We start from the raw sequence: 23834 nt of genomic DNA on the forward strand, positions 1-23834 counted from the left end.
ATTACATTTGGTTATAAAAAATCTGTTTTTATTATTTCGAGTTATCGTTGTGACTGCTTAAGCTATGCCCAATTGTTATTTTGGGAAAAATACCAGCGATGGCTTCTAAGGATAATTTGCTTTCTGCACTGCTCAGTACTGAGCAACAGCAACGCCTGCAACAAGCGGTAGGCGACTTCAATCCGGCACAACTGACCTGGGTCAGTGGCTACTTGGCTGGCTTAGCTAATGCGGGCGGCGTGCAAGCAACCGCAGGCACTGCGGTCACTGCTGATGCGCCTGCTGCCGGCGGCGCTCTCACCATTCTTTATGGCACCCAAAGTGGTAACGGCAAAGCAGTGGCGAGTCAGCTGCAGGCGCAAGCCGAAGCCAAGGGGTTACCTACAAAATTGGTCTCCATGGCTGACTTCCCAGTGAAACAGCTGAAGAAAGAGACCCACCTGGCCATCGTGGTGAGTACCCATGGCGAAGGCGATCCACCGGATGAAGCGGAAGAGCTGCACGCGTTGTTAGGCTCTAAACGTGCTCCGAAACTGGATGGCTTGAAGTTTTCTGTTTTGGCGCTGGGCGACTCCAGCTACGAGTTCTATTGCCAGACAGGTAAAGATTTTGACGAGCGCATCGCCAAGCAAGGCGGCTCTCGCTTACTTGACCGCGTAGACTGCGATGTTGATTTTGAGGCTGCAGCTGAGACTTGGCGGAATGAGCTGGTTGACGTGCTGGCGAAAGAGTTGAGTGCAGTGCATGCACCGGTTCAGGCGGGCGTGTCGGCGAATACCGCCGTGTCTGCCACCGCAAGTCAATATGACAAAAAGCATCCATTTACGGCCAACTTGTTGGCGAACCAGAAGATCACAGGTCGTGATTCTATTAAAGATATCCGTCACGTCGAGATCGATCTGGAAGGCTCCGGCTTGGCCTATCGTCCCGGTGATTCGCTGGGGATCTGGTTTGAGAATGACGTTGCGTTAGTCGATGAGCTACTTACTTTGCTTGGCCTTGATGGTACGACCGAAGTGAAGTTGGACGACGAAACTTTCAGTTTGAAAGATGCGTTGATCAGTAAGTATGAACTTACGCAGTTGGTGCCTAGTTTTGTGAAAAGCTACGCCGAATCGGCTGACAACGCGACACTGAAAGGGTTGGCTGATGATGCTACTGCGTTGCGCGAATTTATCGGTGACCGACAGGTGATTGATGTCGTGCGTGAGCATCCGGCTAAGCTGACAGCTGAACAGTTGCAAAGCAGTCTCCGTCGCATTACACCGCGTTTGTATTCTATTGCATCCAGCCAGTCAGAGGTGGAAGAGGAAGTGCATCTGACGGTTGGTGTCGTGCGCTACGACGCATTTGGTTCTGAGCATTTGGGCGGCGCCTCTGGCTTCTTGGCAGAACGCTTGGAAGAGGGTGGCGACGTAAAAGTGTTTATTGAAAACAATGACCACTTCCGTCTACCTGAAAACGGTGATACGCCAGTGATTATGGTTGGCCCTGGAACCGGCATCGCGCCGTTCCGTGCGTTTCTTCAGGAACGGGAAGCAACTGATGCTGAAGGCGATAACTGGTTGCTGTTCGGTAACCCGACCTTTACGCAAGATTTCCTCTATCAAACCGAGATCCAGCGCTACGTAAAGAGTGGTGTGTTGTCGAAAGTGGATCTGGCCTGGTCTCGGGATCAAGCGCATAAGATCTATGTGCAGGACAAGATCCGTGAACAGGGTGCAGAGCTGTATCAGTGGTTGGAAAGCGGCGCACATTTCTATGTGTGTGGCGATGCCAGTCGTATGGCTAAAGATGTGCATGAAGCATTAATCAGTGTAGTGGCAGAGCATGGTGGAAAGAGCCAGGAAGATGCTGAAGCCTATGTTACCGAGCTACGTCGCGCGAAGCGTTATCAACGGGATGTTTACTAATGAGCGATCTGAATGAATTGAAAGTGTCTGGCAAATTGGCAGACAACGAGCGAATCAAAGGTGAGAGTAACTTCCTGCGCGGCACCATTGCTGAAGATCTTAACGATGGTTTGACCGGTGGGTTTACCTCTGACAATTTCCAGTTGATCCGTTTTCACGGAATGTATCAGCAGGATGATCGCGATATCCGTGCTGAGCGTGCCAAGCAGAAGCTGGAACCGCTGCAGACCATGATGTTGCGCGCCCGTATGCCCGGCGGTGTGATCACGCCGCAGCAGTGGCTGGGGATCGATAAGTTCGCCGAAGAAAACACCATGTTCGGCAGTATTCGCCTGACCACGCGGCAGACGTTTCAGTTTCACGGTGTACTCAAACGCAACCTGAAGCTGATGCATCAAACGCTGGATGCCATGGGCATCGATTCGATAGCGACGGCGGGTGACGTCAACCGTAACGTACTGTGTACCTCAAATCCGGTTGAGTCTGAGCTACACGCAGAAGCGTATGCATGGGCGACTAAGATCTCAGAACATCTGTTACCGCGAACCAAGGCATACGCAGAGATCTGGTTGAACGGTGAAAAGCATTTATCGACCGAAGAACCGATCCTGGGGTCAACCTATCTGCCGCGTAAGTTCAAAACAACCGTGGTGATCCCGCCGCACAACGACATCGATGTGCATGCCAATGATCTGAACTTTGTTGCTATCGCTGATAATGGCAAGTTGGTCGGTTTTAACGTGTTGGTTGGTGGTGGCTTAGCCATGACCCACGGTGATACGGCGACTTATCCACGCAAAGCGGATGATTTCGGCTTTATTCCGGTGGAGCACACGCTGGCGTTTGCTGAAGCTGTGGTCACGACGCAACGTGATTTGGGTAACCGGGTTAACCGTAAGAATGCGAAAACTAAGTACACCCTTGAGCGTGTTGGTGTTGACGTGTTTAAAGCGGAAGTCGAAAAACGTGCTGGTGTGAAGTTTGAGCCGAGCCGCCCGTATGAGTTCACTGAACGTGGCGATCGCTTTGGCTGGGTCAAAGGGATCGATGGCAAGTGGCATTTGACGCTGTTTATTGAAAACGGCCGTATCCTCGACTTCCCTAACAAGCCGTTGAAAACAGGCATGGCAAAGATCGCTGCGATCCATCAGGGCGATTTCCGTATGACGGCGAACCAAAATCTAGTGGTTGCCGGTGTACCTGAAGCGCAAAAAGCTGAGATCGAGCAGCTCGCAGTTAGCCACGGCCTGATGGACAGCTCCGTCTCCGAGCAACGTCAGAGCTCAATGGCTTGTGTGGCTTTACCGACTTGCCCATTGGCGATGGCGGAAGCCGAGCGCATGTTGCCGGAGTTTGTGACCGATATTGAGGGGATGCTGGCTAAGCACGGTATTGCCGAAGAATCGATTATTACTCGCGTCACCGGTTGCCCGAATGGTTGTGGTCGCGCCATGTTGGCGGAAGTTGGCTTAGTGGGTAAAGGTCCCAATAAGTACAACTTCTATCTGGGTGGTAACCATAACGGTACCCGTATTCCGCGGATGTACCGCGAAAACATCAGCGATACCGAAATTAAAGCAGAACTGGATAGTTTAATTGGCCGCTGGTCAAAAGAGCGCGATGGTAGCGAGCGTTTTGGTGACTTCGTTATCCGTGCTGGTGTGGTGCGTCCGGTTATCGACTCAGCGAGGGATTTCCATGATAACTCCTGATAGCTTGTTAACGCTGCCGACCGCGCAGCGGCGCATTGCATTGACCGAGGTGAATCAGAGTCTGGAGCAGAAAACTGCTGAACAGCGGGTTGCCTGGGCGCTGGAAAACCTGCCTGGGGAGATTGTGCTCTCCTCCAGCTTTGGTATTCAAGCCGCGGTGATGTTGCACATGGTGACACGTCAGCGACCTGATATTCCCGTGATCTTGGTGGATACCGGTTATCTGTTCAAAGAGACTTATCAGTTTATTGATGGCCTCACAGAGCAGCTAGACCTCAATCTGCAAGTGTACCGCAGCCCTGAAAGTGCGGCCTGGCAGGAAGCGCGTCATGGTCGATTATGGGAACAAGGCGTTGAGGGTATTGACCGTTACAACAAGATGAACAAAGTTGAGCCGATGCAGCGTGCTATGCGTGATTTAGGTGTTGGCACCTGGTTCTCTGGTTTACGGCGCAGTCAGTCATCTACTCGTGCAGAACTGCCAGTGGTTGATTTGATCGATACACGGTTTAAGGTGTTGCCGATCATCGACTGGAGCAATAAAGACGTTCACTATTACTTACAAGAGAATGGCCTGGATTATCACCCATTGTGGGATCAGGGCTATGTCTCAGTGGGAGATCACCACACCAGCCGGCCACTCGAAGCGGGCATGACGGAAGAGGAAACTCGCTTCTTTGGTCTGAAACGAGAGTGTGGTCTGCACGATACCAATGTGATGGGTGACGGTATTTAATTTGTTCTAATGCTGAACGAATAGAAGGGCCGATAGGCCCTTTGCTATTTCTGGAGTATGAAGTAATGACTGAACGTATGGCCCCACTGCGTCAATTAGCGCCCAACCTTGCTGAAAACATGGCTCAGGCTTGGCCGCCTGTGCCGGTATCGCTGATTGGTGCCGGGCCCGGCGATCCAGGATTGTTAACCATCAAAGCACTCATTCGCCTGCAACAAGCAGATGTTGTGATGTATGACTACCTGGTTTCAGAAGAGATCATGTCACTGGTGCCCGCCCATGTTGAGAAGGTGTGTGTGGGCAAGCGCGCGGGAAATCATAGCGTGCCGCAGGGCGAGATTAACCTGCTAATGGCTGAGCGGGCTGTAAATGGCGACAAAGTGGTACGACTGAAAGGTGGCGATCCGTTTATCTATGGTCGGGGTGGCGAGGAGCTGGAGCTGTTAGTCGAAAAAGGGGTGCCGTTTGAGGTGGTTCCTGGGATCACTGCCGCTTCCGGTTGTGCAGCCTATGCTGGTATCCCGTTAACCCACAGAGACTATGCGCAGACTGCGATGTTTATTACGGGTCATCGGCAACAGGGCGGTGCGGAGTTGGATTGGCAGATCCTGGCCAAGTCGTCTCACACTCTGGTTATCTATATGGGGGTACTGCGCTCGCAGGATATCCAACAGGCGTTGATCGCTCATGGCCGTGATGAGACGACCCCATTCGTGATTGTTGAGCGAGGAACAACCCCACGGCAGCGGGTGGTGAAAGGTCAGCTAAACCAGTTGGCTGAGATTGTCGCAGATGCAGAGGTGGGCTCGCCGGCACTGATTATTATTGGTGAAGTGGTGGCATTGGCTGATAAGTTGGCTTGGTTTTCTGAGAAGTAACTTTCTGAATTACTTAATTTCGAACGCTTCAGAAAGTAATTTATGCAGCGCATCAAGATAGCTTTGGCGTCCGTTCTCCGGTAGCAGCTGGCTTAGTTCGTCGCCAACCGGAGAAAAGCGAAGATAGACCAGCTTCAGTCCATTGCGCTTAGGCGTGATAATAAAACGCTGGCCGTTAATATTGAGTGCCAATGGCTCAGCGCTTAGCTCTCCAGATTCCAGCTCGGTTGGATAAAGCAGGCCGATATCGGCTAACGCCAGCTGCGCTGAGTAGCTGATACCATGGGCACCTAAAGAGACTGTTTTCGCCACTTCCCCTTTGATCACTTGCCACCAATGTTGGTGGTCGATCCATCCCAGCAATATCCTTCGACCGCCGCTTCCCCAGCTGGCACGCAGTGCACACAAGCGTTGAAAGTAGTGGGCTTCTTTTATCGTCATACTGCGCAATGTGTCTAAGGCTTTCAGCGAAAAACTGCCGGGGCTACGCCCCTCTTCAGCCAAAATTTTTCCCCATAACTGCTGCATTTGCGGGTTGAGTGTCGCTTCGGCGAGTTCGACAAAATGTTGCAGCCAATCTGGATCCAGGACAGTGCCAGCGTCCGAGTCGGAACTGTGTTGCAGCGCAATCGCCACGACCTGTTCAATATTTTTTTGCTTTTGTTGTTGTAGCAGTTGCTCTCGGTAGCGGGTGCGCTCGCCAAGAGTTCGCTGTTCAAGTGTGTCGCCAGTCATGACGCCCAATTTGGCTAACGACTTTTGTGTCAGTGCGCGAACACTGGGCGGCTCGGTGGTGCGCTGATGACCTGACTTATCGCTCATTCTTCGGATCGATTTCGCTGTCTGATGCGGCGTTGGAGGTTTTACCTAACCGTTGCATTTTGTAATGGGTCTGTTTCTGGTCATACATCCGCTCATCGGCCAGTTTAAACAGACGATTGGGTGGGTACTCTTCTGTTGAGGCGAAACCTGTACTGAATGAGATGAGGTACTCGATCTTATCGCCATCCAGTGTGAGTGTGACAGAGTGTCGTCCTTGCTCTTGCACCAAGCGATCCGTAAGCAACTGGCACCCTTCTAGGGTGCCTTTCTGTACCAACAGTGCGAACTCATCGCCACCAAGTCGATAGACACTGTCGCTTTTACGGCAAATCTTAGACAGCAAGGCGGCTAAGGCTTTGAGTAAGGAATCACCTGCCTGGTGACCATACTTATCATTGGCAAGTTTGAGCCCGTTGGCATCAACCACAAACAGGCCGAAGTGGCGGTCTGAGTACCGCTCAAAAATACTGGCGTAGTTATCAAATGCCTCTTCAAAGGCTTTCCTGTTGGGTAGCCCTGTCAGCTCATCTGTTCTGGCGATGACGCCCAGCTCTTCGGTCAATAGGCGCGTTTCGACAATGGCACTGATCTGTTTAACAAACAGACGGAAGTTGTTTTGTTGCTCGTTCTCCAGCGTGTCGCTTTGTACTACCAGAGCCCCTAAAAACTGATTGCTCACCGAACCGAGATGGAACAGGTAACAATGAGCGTCATGTAAGTTGATGGTTTTTGGCAACTGGGCGAGTCTATTATCACTATATGTCTCCAGCTCATCGCGAAGCTGCGTCTGCACCGTCAGTGTCATCCCCTCGCTGCTGAAATGGGCTGGTTGATAGCGACTGGGGGCAAAGTAGAGCGCCAGTTTGACGTTGGGGAACAGGTCTGACATCAACTGCAAGCTCAATTCAATCACCGCGACATTGTTTTCACACTGTTGCAGCTCAATCGACAGCTTAAGCAGGCTCTGCATAAACTGCCGGCTAAGTTCTTCACGACTCAGCGAGTTACGCAGCTCGGCAGTCTTTTCGTCTACCCGTTGTTCCAATTGCTCATTGAGTGCTGTCAGTTTGCTTAGATAATCATCCTTCAACTCACTGAGATGCTGCAGTTCTCTGTTCTTATCCTTCAGGCTTGTCAGTTGGCGGGTAATCGTATCTCCCATCCCTGCAATCAGCTGTCTCACCTGTTCAAATTCCAAAAATTTGAACCTTAGTGTAGGGGCAATGTAGTTACCTGCTTTGTATTGTTCCAGCACCGATGAAAGGATTTTGAAAGGTTGTCCGATCAAGCGGGCGAGAAGAAAAGCGATCACCATGGCGAGAATAATGGCGATGATGATGCTACTGCTCAGTGTTTGTTGTGCTTGCGCCATCTCTGCCATACGGGCTGACTTACGTACGTGCAGGAATATGGCGTATTCCAGTGTGTTTTCCGTTACGTTGGCACCTATTTTCAGGCTTTTAATCGCCATTTGGTGATCCAGCTCCTGCCGGAGCTTTTTCGCGTTGGGATGTGCGGCAATAGGAACCTGTCCCTGCACGATTTCGACCGCTTCCCCCTCCTGTAAGTGGGCACTGATCACTTTGTAAACAGCATCAAATGGCAGTACAGCCAGAATATAACCTTCTGCCTCCCTGCTGACACCCTCCTGCAGTACATGCAGGTAGAGTGGCATCAGCACGGCAACACCGTAATCACTTAGCTTTTGTTCGCCTTCTGCACCGCTGGTCATTCTCTGATCTTTGAATTGAAACAGCAGTTGCCGTCCATCTTTGACATCATCTTCGTCGATGGCGGCTTGCATCCGCGTCAGCAGTTCACTCTCTTCCAGACCGATAATTGATCCCTGATACTCTTCAACTATCTGCAGGTCAGTATCAAGCAAGTAGATAGAGCTGACCAAGGTGGTTTGTTCGACAAAATCCTTCATCGACGTGAATGCGTGACTGCTGAAGAGAAAGCTATCTAATGCTTGGATCAGGTAGCGCTCGCGGGAAAATAGCTTGAAGTTAGTGGAAAAGATGGAAAATTTGAAATCCAGATCCTGGATGGTGTTGTCTAGAGCACGATTAAGGCTGCGCTGCATCGAGGCATCGTTCGCTTTGTACTGCTCATCGAGTAGCAACAAGGAGATAGTGATTGATGGCACTATGGCCACCAATACAATCACCAACGCCAGTAAACTACGAACTTTAAACGCCACGGTTTACCTACTTACCTTGATACTTTTTAAGTTCGCGATCAGCTAAGGATTGCATATAAGCGGCGGCTTTCTCCGCCGAATAGCCGTGATCCATAAAGCGTTTGTAGCCTTTGGCTAAGGCCTCCCAAGTAATTGCCATCGCGGGTTCACTGGGCATCGCTTTGGTTAGTGCGAGCTGTTCAAGGATCACTTTCTCATCACCTTTAGCATTGTCTCTAATTTGTGAAAACACCGTGTCGTTGACTGGTAGCAAGCGATACTGCTCGTAGATATAGCGTTGGTTTTCAGCTTGTTGAAAGAATCTAGCCAGGGCCTGCAATTTTTCAGCGGTCTCACTTTTCTCCTGCATGCGAGGAAACGCTAACACAAAACTAGAGGACATCGGCTTCAAGGGCTTGCCATCAATCGTTGGTAACAGAGCTACCCCTAAACTGTCTCCAAGCTCCTTTTTAAAATCACTGTAGGCCCAGTCCCCGTTAATAGAGTAGGCGTACTCGCCCGAAAGGAACTGCCCCTGTGCGCAATCGTAATTGCAGCCTTTCGGCACTAAGCCTTGGTCGCTCAGGCTACGGTAAAAATTGAGCGCCTTAATCATGGCGGGTGTATTCAGTGTGACCTTGTCACTGTCCATTGGCCAGCCATCGAAAGCACCGAGAAAGGGAACGAACCAATACATTTCGCCATAATTCCAGCCGATCGCTTTGACTGCACGCTGCTTTAACTCTTTCTGCTGTGCTGCCAGTTGCTTCCAGCTTGCCGCGGGTTGTGGAATATATTTCTTGTTGTAGAACATCATCAGGTGATTACCCTGAATAATCGGCACGCCGTATTGTCTGCCTGCGATCACCGTGGTCTGGCGGGCTGATTCGTCAAGAGCGGGATCGTTCCACTCACTGTTTAGCGCCGTCAGCTTTAGCTCGTTATGTAGGCCGAGAAAGTCGGAGGGCACCAACACTACGTCGGGGGTAAGGCCACTGGCCGCACCAAGCAGTAATTCCCCTTTCACCTTGGCTGGCGCAAATGGTGTGATATTGACGGTTACGCCAGTTTCCTTGGTGAAGTTTTCGACAACTTGCTCGATAAATGCACGAGCCTGATGTGCATGCCATAATTCTAGTTCTGCCGCGTGCAAGGAGCCTGACATAAAGCTCAAGAGAACCAGTAGGCGTGTGAACAGTCGCATGGGGTCACTCCAAAGTCGGGGGATTGCGTTAAGTCTAGTTCAATCAGATAGTTTCAAGCTTACAGTGAACCAGAAAATGAGACTGTGGTCTGATTCATAATTAGCCAATCATAATGTATACAAAGTGATAAATTTTGCTTGGCTAAACAAGGGAGGTGCTAACCATGATTAAACCGATGAAAAGCTTACTGAGCTTGGCTGTGGCGTTTTTTCTACTGCCGGTATTCATAGCCGAAGCTGTTTCGTTAGAAGATAAAGTGGTGGTGAGAAAGAGCTCTGAGCCCCGTGAAACCAGCATATGGGAGTTGCGGGAGCAGCTGAAACAGGAGAAAGAGTTTGAGCAATGGCTGCGCCATCAGCAGGATTGGTATTGGATCTCGCAACTGCCGGCAGGTTGTATTATTCGCAAGGATCTAGGTGGTAACTATGATTGTGGCGGTCGTTTTTACTGGCCATACAGGGGGGCAAACAGCACCTATTATTTGCAGATGAATGAACAGCAGTTGCGAGATATGTCGCAACGGGAGCCGGGAAGAGAGCAGCTTGAAAAAGAGACATTACCGCCACCAGAAAAGCCAATGGCGCCTATTTCACCTCCTTAAATCGAGCATGATAGCCTACTTTGACTAGCTAGTTTTTTGAGTACGATGGTCTTGGTTCTCGTTCGACACTGAGGTGATCTTAAAACCTATTATTTACGTTAGATGATTGTAGGTGGCGGGAGTTGAGGCTTTTTACAAATAGAAAATAGGTCAGCAAAGCTTTATTAAGAATTGAGGCGCACTATGAAGAGCATATTGATTCCATTGTTGATTTTGGTGGTGATGGGTTGTAGTTACCAGCCACAACCTGGAGATTGGGCCTCTTATGATGATCCGTCCGGCTGGTTGCCATCAGACAACGGTTGCAAGGTTAATAGGTATTATGTGCCTGATGCTGTGTCGGTTGAGTGGAAAGGACCATGTATCGATGGTTTTGCTATTGGCAAAGGTGCTCTGTATTGGGTCGAGGAGGATGGCGTCACTGGTTTTAAAACGCAGTGTTTGCAACCCGATCACCCCGACTCAGACTGTTTTATGGGTGGCGCAAAATAGCAGGAAATATGACAACCGTTGACGTTTGTCGATGGTAGTATTGTTACACTCCCGACAAAACGACTGACCGCGAAATTTCTATGCATATCCACATCCTCGGTATCTGTGGCACCTTCATGGGCGGTGTTGCCGCTTTGGCAAAGTCATTGGGACATAAGGTCACCGGCTCTGATGCCAATGTCTATCCGCCAATGAGTACGCAGCTAGAAGCCCTCGGCATTGAGTTGGTGCAAGGCTATGACCCCAGCCAACTTGAGCCTGCGCCAGATCTGGTGGTGATTGGCAATGCCATGTCTCGGGGTAACCCCGCCGTAGAATATACGCTAGAGCACGGACTTCCCTACATGTCTGGCCCGCAGTGGTTGGGCGATTACTTACTTCGCGATCGCTGGGTGTTGGCGGTAGCTGGCACCCACGGCAAAACAACCACAGCCAGTATGCTGGCTTGGATATTGGAAGACGCAGGCATTGCCCCCGGCTTTTTGATTGGTGGTGTGCCCGGCAATTTTAATGTCTCTGCGCGACTCGGAGATAGCCCTTTCTTTGTAGTAGAAGCGGATGAGTACGATAGCGCATTCTTTGATAAGCGCTCCAAATTCGTTCATTACCACCCCCGTACCCTGGTGATGAACAATCTTGAATTCGACCATGCTGATATTTTCGATGATTTGAAAGCGATTAAGCGTCAGTTTCACCATTTGGTTCGTACTGTTCCGGGCTCTGGTCAAATCTTGTGGGCGGAAAAAGAAACCGCTCTCGCTGACGTGATCAAAATGGGCTGCTGGAGTGAACAGCAGGTGATCGGTAGTGGCCGCGATTGGGATGTGGCTAATGTCAGTGCTGATGGTAGTCAGTTCGATGTGTTATTGGCGGGTGAGTTGGTAGGACAGGTGAACTGGCCATTAATCGGACGACACAATGTTGATAATGGCCTAATGGCGATCGCCGCAGCCCGTCATGTTGGAGTGACGCCGGATGTCGCGGTGGATGCGCTGAGTCGGTTTGTCAGCCCGAAGCGCCGTATGGAGTTGAAAGCGGAGATTGCTGGTGTTGCTGTGTATGACGACTTTGCTCATCACCCCACTGCCATCACTACCACGTTAAATGGTTTACGGGCAAAAGTGGGCAAACAACGAATATTGGCGATCCTTGAGCCGCGCTCAAACACCATGAAACTGGGGATCCACAAGCAAGAACTTGCGCAAGCGTTGCAGCAGGCTGACCAAGTGTTTCTGTTTCAACCGCCCGGTATTGAATGGTCATTGGAGGCGGTGGCGGAGCAGTTAACTGCTCCGGTGCAGGTACATCAGGATGTTGATGCGCTGGCTGCTTCGGTGTTGGCAGAAGCCGCTGCGGGAGATCAGCTCTTGGTGATGAGTAATGGTGGCTTTGGCGGTTTGCACAACAAACTGATTGCAGGGCTGCAAGCGGGAGTGATCGCGTGACAGAGAATTGTTCAAAAGAGCTAACCGGCGTCGCGGAATTTGAGGCGGAGGTGACGCTGGCAATTACCGGCGCTTCCGGCGCTCCCTATGCGTTGCGTTTGTTGCAGGTGCTTTGCCAGACGAACTGGCGGGTGCATCTGTTGGTCTCTTCGGCTGCCCGTGTTGTACTTGCAACAGAGCATGAGTTAAAAGTGCCATCCGCCCCTGACGCCATGGGGAAAGTATTTTCCGACGCTGTAGGGGCTAAGCCTGGATTGATTAAGGCGTATGGTCGTGATGACTGGTTTTCGCCGGTAGCGTCAGGCTCTGCTGCGCCGAAAAAAATGGTGGTGTGCCCTTGCAGCACAGGGAGTTTGGCTGCGATTGCGCTCGGTTGCAGCGATAACCTGATAGAGCGTGCTGCCGACGTGGTGATTAAAGAGCGTGGGCAATTGATCGTGGTACCCAGGGAAGCTCCTCTATCTGCTATCCATCTAGAACATATGTTAAAGCTGGCGAACTTGGGGGTGACTATCATGCCTGCGTCGCCAGGCTTTTATCATCAACCTGCTTCGGTCGAAGATCTGGTCGACTTTATGGTCGCTAGGATATTGGATCACCTTGGGGTTGAGCATGACTTGGTAAAGCGCTGGGGATATGGCGGCGCTCGTTAGTCACCCGCGCCGCAGATCTTGAGTTGTTAGTCGGCAAAGACCGAGTCTAAGGCGAGCCGATATTTGGCTTCGCAGTCGTCTGGACTATCGATGGTGAGACCGACATTTTTTAAATGCCCATCTTCAACAGCGTAGATCCAACCATGTACCCTCACTTTCTGACCTCGGGCCCATGCATCTTGAATAACGGTTGAGTTGCATGTGTTAAACACCTGATCAATGACGTTGAGATCCGAAAGGCGGTTGGTTCGCTCGGTGTCATCCTCAATCATATCAAGACGGTTGCGGTTCTTTAGGTAGATATCGCGTATGTGCAGCAGCCAGTTATTGACCAACCCCACTTTGGCATTTTGCATTGCGGCAGTGACGCCACCACAAGCGTAATGGCCGCAAATAATCACTTCTTCCACCTTCAGTACATCGATCGCATACTGCAATACGCTCAGGCAGTTTAGATCGGTATGAATGACCTGGTTAGCGACGTTGCGATGGACAAACAGCTCACCTGGTTTTAATCCGGTTAACCGTTCTGCGGCAACGCGGCTGTCAGAGCAGCCAACCCAGAGGTATTTCGGGCTCTGACCTTTTGCCAGCTCCTGAAAATAATCGGGATCTTCTTTGACACGACGCTCTGCCCAGAGTCGATTATTTTCGAATAGCTGCTTGATATTTGCCAAGATACACTCCATATCTGGTGGGTTATCAGCAGGCTAGCGTGTTTTATCCTAAGGTCAAACTCTTTGTTGCTGGACGGATCAGCCACTGCACCCATTCCCAAAGGTAGTTATCAATTATGAATGCTTTGCGTATCAATGCGTTAGCGAAAACGTACGCAGGTGGTGTTGAAGCATTGAAGGGGATAAACCTCAATGTTCAGCAAGGTGATTTTTTCGCATTACTAGGCCCCAATGGGGCAGGTAAGAGCACTACTATCGGCATCATCTGTGCGCTCGTCAATAAAACCGAGGGCGATGTTGAGGTATTTGGCCATAGCATTGAACATGCACCAGAGCTCGCCAAACTCGAGATCGGCTTAGTACCGCAGGAGTTCAACTTCAATCAGTTTGAAACGGTATTGCAGATCGTCATGCATCAAGCGGGCTATTACGGTGTCACCCGTGCAGAGGCCAAGCCGCGGGCAGAGAAATACCTGACGCAGTTGGGGTTATGGGAGAAGCGCAACGAGCGCGCCCGCGAACTTTCTGGCGGCATGAAGCGTAGATTGATGATCGCCCGCGCCTTGATGCATGAGCCTAAGCTATTGATCCTCGATGAGCCCACCGCGGGGGTGGACATCGAACTACGCCGTTCGATGTGGGAATTCCTCAAGCAGATTAATGAACAGCAGGGGATCACCATTATCCTGACAACGCACTATCTGGAAGAGGCAGAGATGCTGTGTCGTAATATCGCGATTATTGATCATGGCCGTATTGTCGAAAATACCTCGATGAAATCGCTGCTCTCTAAGCTAAATGTGGAAACCTTCTTGTTAGATCTGGCTCCCAACAGTCCTGAAATAACGTTAAATAACTTTGTCTGTCGCCGCTTAGACGCGACATGCCTTGAGGTTGATGTGGAGAAAGAGCAGGGATTGAATGACGTTTTTGCACAACTGGCAGCGCAGGGCGTAGAAGTGTTGTCGATGCGGAATAAGGCCAACCGCTTGGAAGAACTGTTTGTGCGTTTAGTTGAAGCGGGGAGGGAGGCCAAATGATGATCCATCGTCGTCATGTGATCGCGCTGCAGAGTATCTGGCGTAAAGAGGTTATTCGCTTTATGCGGATCTGGGTGCAAACCCTCGTGCCTCCGGTGATCACCATGAGTCTTTATTTTGTCATTTTCGGTAACCTGATCGGCAGCCGTATTGGCGAGATGGGCGGTTTTGATTACATGTCCTATATCGTGCCAGGTCTGATCATGATGTCAGTGATCACCAACTCCTACGCAAACGTGGCATCGTCATTCTATAGCGCTAAATTTCAGCGTAACGTGGAAGAGTTGATGGTTGCCCCTGTACCCAATTGGGTGATTGTTGCTGGTTTTGTTGGTGGCGGTGTGGCGCGAGGTTTGTTAGTTGGCTTTATTGTCACGCTGGTGTCGATGTTTTTTACCTCATTGCCGTTGCACAACATCGGCATTCTTTTTATCACCGGAGTGCTGACCTCGGTCTTATTTGCGCTAGGTGGTCTAGCAAATGCGATCTTTGCCCGCAGCTTCGACGACATCAGCATTATCCCAACGTTTATATTGACGCCGCTGACCTATTTGGGTGGCGTATTTTACTCGATCAAGCTGCTGCCGGAGTTTTGGCAAGGCGTATCCCAGATCAACCCAATCCTCTACATGGTTAATGCGTTTCGTTATGGTTTTCTCGGTGTGTCAGATATCTCTGTGAGCGTCGCGCTGGCCGTTTTGTCAGCGATGATTTTGCTACTGTTTGCTTGGGTGATGCATCTACTTCGCAAAGGCACAGGATTACGTAGTTAGATGAGCGATGGCAGCGAAACTGCAGGTAACTCCCGTGCAGTACAGAGTAATCAGGCCGGTTTGCATGAACGCCTCGATGAAGTGGTGTTGAAACACCTTGCGGAACCGTTCTTAAAGCCACAAGCCGAGCGTTCATTGGCACTGTTTGCGCAACTTTCCGAGCAGGTGAAGCAGCATGGTGGCCCTGTGGTGTTGGACTCCTGTTGTGGCGTGGGTGAAAGTACCCGCCGCTTGGCTTTGCGCCATCCGCAGGCATTAGTGATCGGCATGGACAAATCAGCTGACCGTATTGAACGGCAATCTGATCTGGCAATCAGCGCTGATAACTACCTGCTGGCAAGGGCCGATCTCAATGATCTGTGGCGCTTAATTGCTGCCGCCGATTGGCCCATCACCCATCACTACTTGTTGTATCCCAACCCCTGGCCGAAATCGAAACATCTGCAACGGCGCTGGCATGGTGCTGGTGTATTTCCTGATCTGATTAAGATCGGTGGCCAACTGGAGTTACGCAGTAACTGGCCTATCTATCTGCAAGAGTTTGCACGGGCATTAGCCCTCGCAGGCCAAGGGCAACATCCGGTGGTGCCATTAACTGACGCCACAGAGGCGCTGACGCCGTTTGAGCGTAAATATCGAGACAGTGGTCAGACGTTATGGCAACTGGTGTGTGAGTTGGGCTAGATGAGCTGGTAGGCAGCTTAGATCGAAAAAGGCGAGTGCTTTTGCAGCATCTCGCCTTCGTTTGTTCTGAGCCAGCAGTAGGAGGAGCCTAGGTTAGGCGACCTGTACTGGTAAATCCTTACTGGTACGAACGATATTATTGCCTTGATCCAGATAGACCAAGCTTGGCTTGTGGGTCATCGCTTCGGCGTTGCTCATGGCAACATAAGCACAGATGATCACACGGTTGCCAACTTCAGCCTGATGGGCGGCAGCGCCATTCACTGAAATGATTTTAGAGCCTCGCTCACCGGCTATCGCATAGGTAGTGAAGCGCTTACCATTATCAATGTTGTAGATCTGGATCTGTTCGAATTCAAGGATACCAGAGGCATCCAGCATATCCTGGTCGATCGCGCACGAACCTTCATATTCAAGTTCTGCGTGGGTTACACGTGCCTGGTGTAACTTACCTTTTAACATTGTGGTTTGCATTCAGTTTCCCCTTATTGCTATCCCCGTGTGCATAATCGGCGTCAAAAAACCGAGAAATTCGACGAGGCGCGCAAATATAGATCAATCTGCGGCTGTCTGCAATTCTACCACCTGATTATCTATCAGGCGGGCTGCACCTAAAAAGGCCGCGATCAGTACAACAGCACGCTGACTGTCCGGTGTTAACGGCTGTAAATTCTCCGCATCCACCACATCAATACTGTCGGTGTGAAAGCCATGAGTATCTAGCTGTTCACGGGTTTGTTCGAGTAATTGCTCTAAGGGTATTTTACCCGCTGAAATCGATTCACTCAAATATTGCAGATGTTGATACAACAAGGGTGCCAGATCGCGCTGGTCGGAGGTCAGGTAGCCATTGCGTGAGCTCATGGCGAGGCCATCGCTATCGCGAACCGTTGGTACGCCAATGACTTCAATGTCTAACGCCAGATCGATCACCATCTGCTTAAGCAAAGCTAGCTGCTGATAATCTTTTTGACCGAAGCAAGCGACATCGGGTTGCACCAAATTGAACAGTTTAGTCACCACCGTGGATACGCCGCGGAAATGACCTGGGCGACTGGCGCCTTCTAATAAGCTGGATAGGCCGGGTACGTCGACATAGGTTTGCTGATCTAGGCCTTTGGGATACATGATCTCTGGGGTGGGTGTAAACAGCAGGTCTACGCCGGTGGCGATCAATTTTTGTTGGTCGGCTTCCAGTGTTCTGGGGTAGCGATCCAGATCGTCGGGGCGATCAAATTGCATCGGATTAACGAAAACGCTAACCACCACTTTATCGGCACGCTGTTTCGCCTCCTCGACCAAGGTTAAATGCCCCTGATGCAGATTACCCATGGTGGGGACAAAACCGATAGTGGATCCAGCCTGGCGCCAAGCTTTGATCTGCGCGCGGAGCGCGGCGATATCTTTGACTGTTTGCATCATGACGAGAAGCTATGTTCCGGACCGGGGAAGCTGCCGTCAGTGACAGCGTCGATATAGGCTGCTACCGCGCCACGTACATCGCGGCCGTCGGTAAGGAAGTTTTTACTGAACTTGGGCGGTTTACCCGGCGTTAGGCCAATCAGATCATGCATTACCAGGATCTGACCATCGGTGACCGGACCCGCGCCGATACCAATCACAGGAATGGAGAGTGCTTGCGTGATGGTGGCGGCCAATTCGGTAGGAATGCACTCCAATACCAATAACTGTGCGCCAGCGGCTTCTAGGGCTTTGGCATCGCTAAGCAGCTTGTCCGCCTGACTCTGCTGCCGACCTTGTACTTTAAAACCGCCAAACAGATGCACTGACTGAGGTGTCAGGCCAAGGTGACCACACACGGGTACGCCGCGCTCAGTCAGCCCTTTGATGCTCTCATATAGCCATTCACCACCTTCTAACTTGACCATGTTGGCGCCTGCTTGCATCAGCTTGGTGGCGGTTTCATAGGTCTGGATTGGCGTGGTGTAACTCATGAATGGCATGTCGGCGATCACCAAGGCATCGACAGCGCCGCGGCTGACACTGGCAACGTGGTAAGCCATATCGTCAACGCTGACTGGGACGGTGTCAGCGTGGCCTTGCAACACCATGCCTAATGAATCACCGACGAGCAGGACACCTACGCCTGCTTCAGAGAAGAGCTTGGCGAATGATGCATCGTAGGCGGTCAGGGTGGCAAATTTTTTGCCATCTTGCTTGTATTGTTGCAATGTCGAAACTGTTGTTTTGCTCATGCCGTTCAACCGAATTAATTAACTTCAAATCAGCCCGTTATCAGGGCGGCAAACTATATCAGTGGTTTATGGATGATTAAAGCCAGCGGACTATTTGCCCAGCTGACAATGCTGCGGAGTATAGTACGCAAATCTTTGCAGCCCATTATCGGGTAACTGTTTTTGTAGTGCTTTGATCGGCGTACGGTCATCGGGCATCTCTAGCTCTGCTGCGATCTCCGCCAGTGGCGTAATGACAAACTCCCGTTGACGCATATGATAGTGGGGTACCGTCAAACGTTCGCATTGGATCAACTGATCTCCAAACAGCAGGATATCCAGATCCAGGCTTCTTGGCCCCCAGCGTTCCGCTTTGCGAGTGCGCCCCTGCGTTTGCTCAATATGCTGTAAGGCATCAAGTAGGGCGAGAGGTGCGAGTTGTGTCTGCAGTGCAGCGACCGCATTGACGTAGTCCGGTTGATCTTGCGGCCCTAGCGGGCGACTGCGATATAGGCCGGAAACGGTAATCAGCTCAGTGTGTGGGATCTGTGCAAGCGCATCGATAGCGGTTTTGGCTTGAGCGACGGGATCAGACAGATTACTGCCGATCCCGATATAACAGCGTGTCATTACTGTTTTGGCTCAGCGGGTTTGCGGCGACGGCGGGTATTGCGCCGACGCGGACCACGGGACTTCAACTCTTTTACTAGCTTCTGCTGCTGACCTTCATCGCTGCTTTGGTAGTCGGTCCACCACTGACCCAGCTGTGCTACTTCACCGCCAGCGATCTGACCACGCAGTAACAAGAAGTCGTAGGCGGCACGGAAGCGTGGATGACCAGCCAGTTTCGCCGCTCGGCTACCCATACGTTTCGGTAGCCTTAACTGCAGCTGCCAGATCTCGCGGGCTGGTACAGAAAAGCGTTTTGGCAGGGCGATACGTTTCTGTGAGCTGTCCAACACGTCGCTGCTGGCAAGGCCAAGGGCATCGACGTAGGGCAGATCGCTCTCTAGCATCAACTCATCACAACGGCGTTGTACCGGTCCCCAGTAAAGGGCGGCAAACAGGAAAGCTGGGGTGACACGTTTGCCTTCGGCAATTCGGCGATCTGTGTTTGCCAGTGCGGCTTCCAGAAAACGCTCGGCGTCACTGTCACCCTCTTTGGTGAAACAGCTTTTAAGCGCAGGAAACAGCTGCTGCATCAGCTTGTATTCCCGTAGCATTTTGTATGTAGCTAACGCTTTGCCTGACAGGAACAGTTTTTGGATCTCTTCAAACAGACGAGCGGCGGGGATCTGCGCCAGCATGTTGGCAAGCTCTTTGATTGGCGCTGCGCTGCGTGGCGTGATGCTCATATCGAGTTTGACGGCGAAGCGGACGGCGCGCAGCATGCGCACTGGGTCTTCACGGTAACGCGTTTCTGGATCGCCAATCAGTTCTATTTGACGCTTCTTGATCGCTTTAATGCCATCAGCAAAGTCATGCACGCTAAAGTCTGAGATATCGTAATACAGCGCGTTGATACTGAAGTCGCGGCGCTCGGCATCCTCTTCGATGGTGCCATAGACGTTGTCTCGCAGGATCATGCCTGTTTCGGCGTGGGCTGTGCCAACTGTGTCGTCTTCGGCATTGCTGTGGTGACCGCGCATGGTTGCCACTTCAATGATGTCACGACCAAACAGAATATGCGCCAGACGAAAGCGACGACCGACAAGACGGCAGTTACGAAACAGTTTTTTTACCTGCTCAGGGCTGGCATCGGTGACGATATCGAAATCTTTCGGTTTGAGCCCCAGCAGGAGGTCGCGGACACCACCGCCGACTAAATAGGCTTGGTAGCCATTTTTATTCAGACGATAGAGTACCTTCAGTGCATTATCACTGATATCCGTTCGCGAGATAGAATGTGCGGAGCGCGGGATCACCGTGGCCGAAAGTTTTTCGCCAGATTTATCGCCGGCTTGACTGCCAACAGCTTGCTTGCACAGTTTTATGATGCGGGAAAGGATAGCTAACCTCTAAATTACGCTGAAAATTTGGGCGCTAATGATATACCAGAGTGTAGCTGGGTAAAACTGGCAAGGATCAGTCGATGGCAATTTTCTCACATTTTGCTACCTGATCGAGCTGCCAATGCGCTACTCCCCACTGTAAAACCTCATCGACACTGCCATCCTGACACTCGTTGGGCACTTTTTGCCCCAAAAACCTCAATGCATCTATTAGCTCTAATACTCGTTGATCTTCTCTTAGGGCTGGGGCATGGGTTTGCTTAGAGAGTTTATGGCCGTCGGCGTGGGTGGCGAGCGGTAGATGCAAATAGTCAGGTGCAGTGCTTCCCAACGCATTAAAAAATGCGATTTGGCGCCCGGTTGGCGTGATCAAGTCAGCCCCACGCACGACTTCGGTAATGCCTGTGTCAATATCATCCACCACCACGGCGAGCTGATAGGCATAGAGGCCGTCGCGGCGGCGAATAATGAAATCTTCGTTGGCGAAGTCGCTGGGTAGGATGATTTTGCCCTGTAACTGGTCGTCAAATTCTGCCACCGGATGGTGATTTACAAAACGTAAGGCGGTGTTGTCTGGGCCAAGGTCGCGTTTACGGCAGTGGCCGGAGTAGTAACCACCGCGTGCCATGATGCTTTTGCGGGTGCAGTCGCAGTGATAGCTGAGGCCTGCGTCGGCCAGTCGTTGCAGAGTTTCGTCGTACGCTTGGCTCCGGTCACTCTGATAGAGCAGTGACTCGTCCCAGTGCAGGCCAAACAGTTCCAGTTGACGCAGGATAATATCAGTGGCGCCGGGCATCTCTCGTGGCGGATCGATGTTTTCGATACGGACGAGCCATTGCCCACGGTTAGCACGCGCTTGCATGTAGCTACCGACAGCGGCAACTAAAGAGCCAAAATGGAGGGGACCAGAAGGTGAGGGAGCGAAACGGCCGCGATAGGGCGCGGCCGTTTTAATTAGCGGCTGTGATTCAGCGTTATCTGACATCAGCAGAGCGGTGGCAGAGCCACCAGCATCATTATCCAGCTAACTGCTTTTCTTTGATCTCAGCGAGCGTTTTGCAGTCGATGCACAAATCAGCCGTCGGACGAGCTTCCAAGCGACGAATACCGATTTCAACACCGCATTGATCACAGAAACCGAAGTCATCTTCTTCGATGGCTTGCAGAGTTTTCTCAATCTTTTTGATCAGCTTACGCTCACGATCACGGGTTCTCAGTTCCAGACTGAACTCTTCTTCCTGAGCTGCTCTGTCCACTGGGTCAGGGAAGTTTGCTGCTTCATCCTTCATGTGGGTTACAGTGCGATCCACTTCTTCGCGAAGTTGATTGCGCCAGGCTTCGAGGATCTTTCTGAAGTGCTCAAGCTGAGGCAAGCCCATGTATTCTTCACCAGGCTTGGTTTGATAAGGCTCAACCCCTGCGAGCGAAAGAATGCCCAGACTGCTAGCTGCTTTGCCTTGAGGCATGCCCATTCTCCTTCGTTAAAACAACAGTACCTAAGTAAATTAGGGCGCTATCTATACCAGAAAGTGTAGTTTCCCGCAATTTCGATTGCATGCTTTTGTTAGTGGCTCTACAGCTTGGCGATCAAGTTTGCTTTAGTTGGTGATTGATCAACCAAATGTTAATGAACGGTCGAGCACTATTTGCTGGCGCGAAATATCGCAGCCGTAACAGATAACTTCAACCCCTGCCGCCACTGCTTCATCCAATGTTTTTGCATAAACGGGATCGATGTGAGCTGCCGCTTTGACCGAATGGATCCCCGTATGAGTGACACAGAAAAGCAGTACTGCACGGTAGCCCGCCTTGACTTGCTCAACCAGTTCTCGCAGATGCTTTTGACCGCGCGTGGTCACAGCATCTGGAAAATAACCTTGGCCCTCTTGCAATAGGGTCGCCATCTTTACTTCGAGATAGCAGTCGGCAGAGTCGCTATGGTCACTGAGGAGGAAATCGACCCGGCTGTTCTCACTGCCATACTTAACCTCGCGGCGCACTGTGGCATAGCCGCGCAGTTCGCTAATGCGCTGGTCAGCGAGAGCTTCTGCCACCAGCTTGTTCGCCAAGGCGGTATTGACGCAGATGAGATCGCCAGCCGGATTTTGAGTCAACTGAAGTGAGCCGGGCAGCTTGCGCTTGGGATCATCGCTTAGGCTGAAAAATACTGGCCAGTGCTCACCGATGCAGCCAGTCATTGCACCGGTATTAGCGCAGTGCAGCGTCATCAATTCGCCATTTTCAAGCTCAACATCAGCAAGAAAGCGTTTATATCGCTGTAATAGCCGTGCTTTTTCCAGTGGGGGGGTAAACTTCATTCGCTGTCGCTACACTTAGGTCATCTCGGGCAGATAAGCATTACAGACAAGCGGGCGTGCTGTCGATAGCGAATTGCCAGCAGCGTTGATGGCGCTTGAATACTAGCTAACCAGAAAAATCAAAGGAACGAACCATGACAGAGCAGATCGTCGTTGAGTTAACCGAGCTTCCCGCTGCTGAGCGCTGGGGCAATCATGGCCTTAGTTTTGAAAGTGAGCTGGTTAAGCTGCATCTGAAAAACGACGATGAGTGTCCGTTACGCCAGATCCAGAAAGCCGCGCGACAGCTTTCTGCTCTGGGGATCCGTCAAGTACAGCTGCATGGTCACCATTGGCAGCTTGCTGAGCAATGGGCATTTGCCCAAGGGTTTGCCACGACGCAGGGGGATTATCAGATCCAATGGGCGCCGATGGAGGCTTCTGGGCATGAAGAGCTACTTGCCAGAGATAGCGCCTTTCGCTGGCTGAAAGAGGTCACTCATCTAGGGCCTGAACAATGTACACCGACGGTGCTTGCCGAACGGGCGCTGACCTATCTGCAGCAGGTGGCGGGCGACGCCATCGCTTATGAATGGCTGCAGGGCGAAGAGCTGTTGGAGCAAGGCTGGATTGGCCTGCATGGCGTCGGGCGTGCGAGTCAGCATCCGCCGGTGATGTTGGTGGTGGATTTCAACCCCAGTGGCGAATCGGATGAACCATACGAAGTGGCATTGGTGGGCAAGGGGATCACCTTTGATAGCGGTGGTTACAGCCTGAAAAGTAGCGAAGGGATGCTGACCATGAAAGCCGATATGGGGGGCGCCGCTACTGTCACCGCAGCGTTGGCTTTGGCGATCCAGCGGGGCTTGGATAAACGTGTGCAATTGATACTTTGCTGCGCCGAAAATTTAGTCAGTGGAGAGGCATATAAACTGGGTGATGTGCTGACTTATCGCAACGGTGTCACTGTCGAAGTGGTAAATACCGATGCGGAAGGGCGCATTGTGTTGGCGGATGGTCTTCTAAAGGCGGCAGAGATAAATCCACCACTGCTGATTGATGCGGCGACGCTGACCGGCGCTGCAGTTGCTGCTTTGGGGCGTGAGTTCAACGCCCTGTTCGCCCTTGACGACGAGGCTGCGCAGAAAGCGTTAGCGGCTTCAGTCGCAGAGCAAGATCCGTTATGGCGTTTGCCCTTAGCGCTCTGGCATCAGCATAGCTGCCCTTCGGCTTATGCTGATACCGCCAATAGCCGTGCGGTGAAAGGTGGTGGCGCAGGCGGCGCCTCAAATGCGGCGGGTTTCCTGTCACGGTTTGTGCCGAACCAAGGCAAAGGCTGGTTACACTTTGATTTGGCCGCCTCTTTTAATAGCAGTGGCAATGCGCTGTGGGATACTGGCGCTACCGCGCAGGGCGTACAGACCATTGCTCATCTGTTGTGTGAATACTCGGCTGACGAAGACGCGAAGCGAGATGCTTAGCGCTTTTAGATACACGATGGGAGTAGCGACTGCGCT

Annotated in this window: 24 protein-coding genes; 12 read left to right on the forward strand and 12 right to left on the reverse strand. The window is 51.5% G+C overall.

What is annotated here, in order from left to right:
- Window positions 1–98 precede the first annotated feature (98 nt).
- The 4 genes from EXY25_RS07550 (at window position 99) to cobA (ending at window position 5239) form a co-directional block, all read left to right on the forward strand.
- Entirely contained in the window at window positions 99–1913 is a 1815-nt protein-coding gene (locus EXY25_RS07550) for an assimilatory sulfite reductase (NADPH) flavoprotein subunit (protein ID WP_130566303.1), read from the forward strand.
- Window positions 1913–3625: an assimilatory sulfite reductase (NADPH) hemoprotein subunit gene (gene cysI / locus EXY25_RS07555; protein ID WP_130566304.1), complete on the forward strand. Its 1713-nt coding sequence runs from the start codon at window positions 1913–1915 to the stop codon at window positions 3623–3625. The genes EXY25_RS07550 and cysI overlap by 1 nt, the downstream gene beginning before the upstream one ends.
- Window positions 3612–4361, forward strand: coding sequence for a phosphoadenylyl-sulfate reductase (locus EXY25_RS07560; protein ID WP_130566305.1), 750 nt, complete (start codon window positions 3612–3614; stop codon window positions 4359–4361). Before cysI ends, EXY25_RS07560 begins: the two co-directional genes overlap by 14 nt.
- 65 nt (window positions 4362–4426) lie before the next feature.
- On the forward strand, window positions 4427–5239 hold the full coding sequence (cobA, locus tag EXY25_RS07565) for a uroporphyrinogen-III C-methyltransferase (protein ID WP_130566306.1): 813 nt from the start codon (window positions 4427–4429) through the stop codon (window positions 5237–5239).
- 9 nt (window positions 5240–5248) lie between these two features.
- Here the strand turns inward: cobA and EXY25_RS07570 are convergent, their stop codons facing one another.
- From EXY25_RS07570 to EXY25_RS07580, 3 genes are read right to left on the reverse strand one after another with little or no spacing between them, the layout of a single operon-like run.
- Entirely contained in the window at window positions 5249–6061 is an 813-nt protein-coding gene (locus EXY25_RS07570) for a TIGR03899 family protein (protein WP_130566307.1), read from the reverse strand.
- Window positions 6051–8264 carry a GGDEF domain-containing protein gene (locus EXY25_RS07575; protein WP_130566308.1) on the reverse strand — a complete coding sequence of 738 codons (2214 nt, stop codon included), beginning with the start codon at window positions 8262–8264 and terminating at the stop codon, window positions 6051–6053. The genes EXY25_RS07570 and EXY25_RS07575 overlap by 11 nt, the downstream gene beginning before the upstream one ends.
- Window positions 8265–8271: 7 nt before the next feature.
- The gene (locus EXY25_RS07580; protein ID WP_130566309.1) at window positions 8272–9447 is read right to left on the reverse strand and encodes a sugar ABC transporter substrate-binding protein; all 1176 of its coding nucleotides are present in this window, start codon (window positions 9445–9447) and stop codon (window positions 8272–8274) included.
- A gap of 164 nt (window positions 9448–9611) precedes the next feature.
- Here EXY25_RS07580 and EXY25_RS07585 point away from each other — a divergent pair, with 164 nt between their 5' ends.
- The 4 genes from EXY25_RS07585 (at window position 9612) to EXY25_RS07600 (ending at window position 12639) form a co-directional block, all read left to right on the forward strand.
- On the forward strand, window positions 9612–10049 hold the full coding sequence (locus EXY25_RS07585; protein WP_114337026.1) for a hypothetical protein: 438 nt from the start codon (window positions 9612–9614) through the stop codon (window positions 10047–10049).
- A 183-nt stretch (window positions 10050–10232) separates the two neighbouring features.
- A complete protein-coding gene (locus tag EXY25_RS07590; RefSeq protein WP_130566310.1) occupies window positions 10233–10541 on the forward strand; it encodes a hypothetical protein in 309 nt (102 codons plus the stop codon).
- Between the two features lie 80 nt (window positions 10542–10621).
- Window positions 10622–11986, forward strand: coding sequence for a UDP-N-acetylmuramate:L-alanyl-gamma-D-glutamyl-meso-diaminopimelate ligase (gene mpl / locus EXY25_RS07595; RefSeq protein ID WP_114337028.1), 1365 nt, complete (start codon window positions 10622–10624; stop codon window positions 11984–11986).
- Window positions 11983–12639: a flavin prenyltransferase UbiX gene (locus EXY25_RS07600; protein WP_246019523.1), complete on the forward strand. Its 657-nt coding sequence runs from the start codon at window positions 11983–11985 to the stop codon at window positions 12637–12639. Before mpl ends, EXY25_RS07600 begins: the two co-directional genes overlap by 4 nt.
- Window positions 12640–12665: 26 nt before the next feature.
- On the opposite strand, the gene can is transcribed toward EXY25_RS07600, so the two are convergent.
- Window positions 12666–13316 carry a carbonate dehydratase gene (can, locus tag EXY25_RS07605; protein ID WP_114337376.1) on the reverse strand — a complete coding sequence of 217 codons (651 nt, stop codon included), beginning with the start codon at window positions 13314–13316 and terminating at the stop codon, window positions 12666–12668.
- A 116-nt stretch (window positions 13317–13432) separates the two neighbouring features.
- Here can and EXY25_RS07610 point away from each other — a divergent pair, with 116 nt between their 5' ends.
- The 3 genes from EXY25_RS07610 to trmB are packed head-to-tail and all read left to right on the forward strand — an operon-like array spanning window position 13433 to window position 15813.
- Complete coding sequence (locus EXY25_RS07610) at window positions 13433–14356, forward strand: ABC transporter ATP-binding protein (protein WP_114337030.1); 924 nt, start codon at window positions 13433–13435, stop codon at window positions 14354–14356.
- On the forward strand, window positions 14356–15129 hold the full coding sequence (locus EXY25_RS07615) for an ABC transporter permease (RefSeq protein WP_114337377.1): 774 nt from the start codon (window positions 14356–14358) through the stop codon (window positions 15127–15129). The genes EXY25_RS07610 and EXY25_RS07615 overlap by 1 nt, the downstream gene beginning before the upstream one ends.
- Complete coding sequence (trmB, locus tag EXY25_RS07620) at window positions 15130–15813, forward strand: tRNA (guanine(46)-N(7))-methyltransferase TrmB (protein WP_130566311.1); 684 nt, start codon at window positions 15130–15132, stop codon at window positions 15811–15813.
- A 93-nt stretch (window positions 15814–15906) separates the two neighbouring features.
- On the opposite strand, the gene panD is transcribed toward trmB, so the two are convergent.
- The 8 genes from panD to sfsA form a co-directional block, all read right to left on the reverse strand.
- Window positions 15907–16287 (reverse strand): aspartate 1-decarboxylase, encoded by a 381-nt coding sequence (gene panD, locus EXY25_RS07625; RefSeq protein WP_114337032.1) that lies wholly within the window; start codon window positions 16285–16287, stop codon window positions 15907–15909.
- 81 nt (window positions 16288–16368) lie between these two features.
- The gene (gene panC, locus EXY25_RS07630) at window positions 16369–17232 is read right to left on the reverse strand and encodes a pantoate--beta-alanine ligase (protein ID WP_130566691.1); all 864 of its coding nucleotides are present in this window, start codon (window positions 17230–17232) and stop codon (window positions 16369–16371) included.
- On the reverse strand, window positions 17232–18029 hold the full coding sequence (panB, locus tag EXY25_RS07635) for a 3-methyl-2-oxobutanoate hydroxymethyltransferase (protein WP_130566312.1): 798 nt from the start codon (window positions 18027–18029) through the stop codon (window positions 17232–17234). Before panB ends, panC begins: the two co-directional genes overlap by 1 nt.
- A 90-nt stretch (window positions 18030–18119) precedes the next feature.
- Window positions 18120–18638: a 2-amino-4-hydroxy-6-hydroxymethyldihydropteridine diphosphokinase gene (gene folK, locus EXY25_RS07640; protein WP_130566313.1), complete on the reverse strand. Its 519-nt coding sequence runs from the start codon at window positions 18636–18638 to the stop codon at window positions 18120–18122.
- Window positions 18638–19933: a polynucleotide adenylyltransferase PcnB gene (gene pcnB / locus EXY25_RS07645; protein WP_246019524.1), complete on the reverse strand. Its 1296-nt coding sequence runs from the start codon at window positions 19931–19933 to the stop codon at window positions 18638–18640. The genes folK and pcnB overlap by 1 nt, the downstream gene beginning before the upstream one ends.
- A gap of 160 nt (window positions 19934–20093) precedes the next feature.
- The gene (gluQRS, locus tag EXY25_RS07650; RefSeq protein WP_130566315.1) at window positions 20094–21005 is read right to left on the reverse strand and encodes a tRNA glutamyl-Q(34) synthetase GluQRS; all 912 of its coding nucleotides are present in this window, start codon (window positions 21003–21005) and stop codon (window positions 20094–20096) included.
- A 31-nt stretch (window positions 21006–21036) separates the two neighbouring features.
- Window positions 21037–21486, reverse strand: a complete 450-nt coding sequence (gene dksA / locus EXY25_RS07655) for an RNA polymerase-binding protein DksA (protein ID WP_114337037.1) — start codon at window positions 21484–21486, stop codon at window positions 21037–21039.
- A gap of 147 nt (window positions 21487–21633) precedes the next feature.
- Window positions 21634–22338: a DNA/RNA nuclease SfsA gene (gene sfsA, locus EXY25_RS07660; protein WP_130566316.1), complete on the reverse strand. Its 705-nt coding sequence runs from the start codon at window positions 22336–22338 to the stop codon at window positions 21634–21636.
- A 134-nt stretch (window positions 22339–22472) separates the two neighbouring features.
- Here sfsA and pepB point away from each other — a divergent pair, with 134 nt between their 5' ends.
- Complete coding sequence (pepB, locus tag EXY25_RS07665) at window positions 22473–23798, forward strand: aminopeptidase PepB (RefSeq protein ID WP_130566317.1); 1326 nt, start codon at window positions 22473–22475, stop codon at window positions 23796–23798.
- The last annotated feature ends 36 nt before the right edge of the window (window positions 23799–23834 follow it).

The sequence above is a fragment of the Corallincola spongiicola genome, from assembly GCF_004284785.1.
In the GTDB taxonomy this organism is placed as follows: Bacteria; Pseudomonadota; Gammaproteobacteria; order Enterobacterales; family Neiellaceae; genus Corallincola; species Corallincola holothuriorum.

What these genes read in the sequence shown, in the direction of transcription:
- EXY25_RS07550 (WP_130566303.1), top strand. Translation starts at nt 99, where the DNA reads ATGGCTTCTAAGGATAATTTGCTTTCTGCACTGCTCAGTACTGAGCAA.
- cysI (WP_130566304.1), top strand. Translation starts at nt 1,913, where the DNA reads ATGAGCGATCTGAATGAATTGAAAGTGTCTGGCAAATTGGCAGACAAC.
- EXY25_RS07560 (WP_130566305.1), top strand. Translation starts at nt 3,612, where the DNA reads ATGATAACTCCTGATAGCTTGTTAACGCTGCCGACCGCGCAGCGGCGC.
- cobA (WP_130566306.1), top strand. Translation starts at nt 4,427, where the DNA reads ATGACTGAACGTATGGCCCCACTGCGTCAATTAGCGCCCAACCTTGCT.
- EXY25_RS07570 (WP_130566307.1), bottom strand. Translation starts at nt 6,061, where the DNA reads ATGAGCGATAAGTCAGGTCATCAGCGCACCACCGAGCCGCCCAGTGTT.
- EXY25_RS07580 (WP_130566309.1), bottom strand. Translation starts at nt 9,447, where the DNA reads ATGCGACTGTTCACACGCCTACTGGTTCTCTTGAGCTTTATGTCAGGC.
- EXY25_RS07585 (WP_114337026.1), top strand. Translation starts at nt 9,612, where the DNA reads ATGATTAAACCGATGAAAAGCTTACTGAGCTTGGCTGTGGCGTTTTTT.
- EXY25_RS07590 (WP_130566310.1), top strand. Translation starts at nt 10,233, where the DNA reads ATGAAGAGCATATTGATTCCATTGTTGATTTTGGTGGTGATGGGTTGT.
- mpl (WP_114337028.1), top strand. Translation starts at nt 10,622, where the DNA reads ATGCATATCCACATCCTCGGTATCTGTGGCACCTTCATGGGCGGTGTT.
- EXY25_RS07610 (WP_114337030.1), top strand. Translation starts at nt 13,433, where the DNA reads ATGAATGCTTTGCGTATCAATGCGTTAGCGAAAACGTACGCAGGTGGT.
- EXY25_RS07615 (WP_114337377.1), top strand. Translation starts at nt 14,356, where the DNA reads ATGATCCATCGTCGTCATGTGATCGCGCTGCAGAGTATCTGGCGTAAA.
- trmB (WP_130566311.1), top strand. Translation starts at nt 15,130, where the DNA reads ATGAGCGATGGCAGCGAAACTGCAGGTAACTCCCGTGCAGTACAGAGT.
- panD (WP_114337032.1), bottom strand. Translation starts at nt 16,287, where the DNA reads ATGCAAACCACAATGTTAAAAGGTAAGTTACACCAGGCACGTGTAACC.
- panC (WP_130566691.1), bottom strand. Translation starts at nt 17,232, where the DNA reads ATGCAAACAGTCAAAGATATCGCCGCGCTCCGCGCGCAGATCAAAGCT.
- panB (WP_130566312.1), bottom strand. Translation starts at nt 18,029, where the DNA reads ATGAGCAAAACAACAGTTTCGACATTGCAACAATACAAGCAAGATGGC.
- folK (WP_130566313.1), bottom strand. Translation starts at nt 18,638, where the DNA reads ATGACACGCTGTTATATCGGGATCGGCAGTAATCTGTCTGATCCCGTC.
- gluQRS (WP_130566315.1), bottom strand. Translation starts at nt 21,005, where the DNA reads ATGTCAGATAACGCTGAATCACAGCCGCTAATTAAAACGGCCGCGCCC.
- dksA (WP_114337037.1), bottom strand. Translation starts at nt 21,486, where the DNA reads ATGCCTCAAGGCAAAGCAGCTAGCAGTCTGGGCATTCTTTCGCTCGCA.
- sfsA (WP_130566316.1), bottom strand. Translation starts at nt 22,338, where the DNA reads ATGAAGTTTACCCCCCCACTGGAAAAAGCACGGCTATTACAGCGATAT.
- pepB (WP_130566317.1), top strand. Translation starts at nt 22,473, where the DNA reads ATGACAGAGCAGATCGTCGTTGAGTTAACCGAGCTTCCCGCTGCTGAG.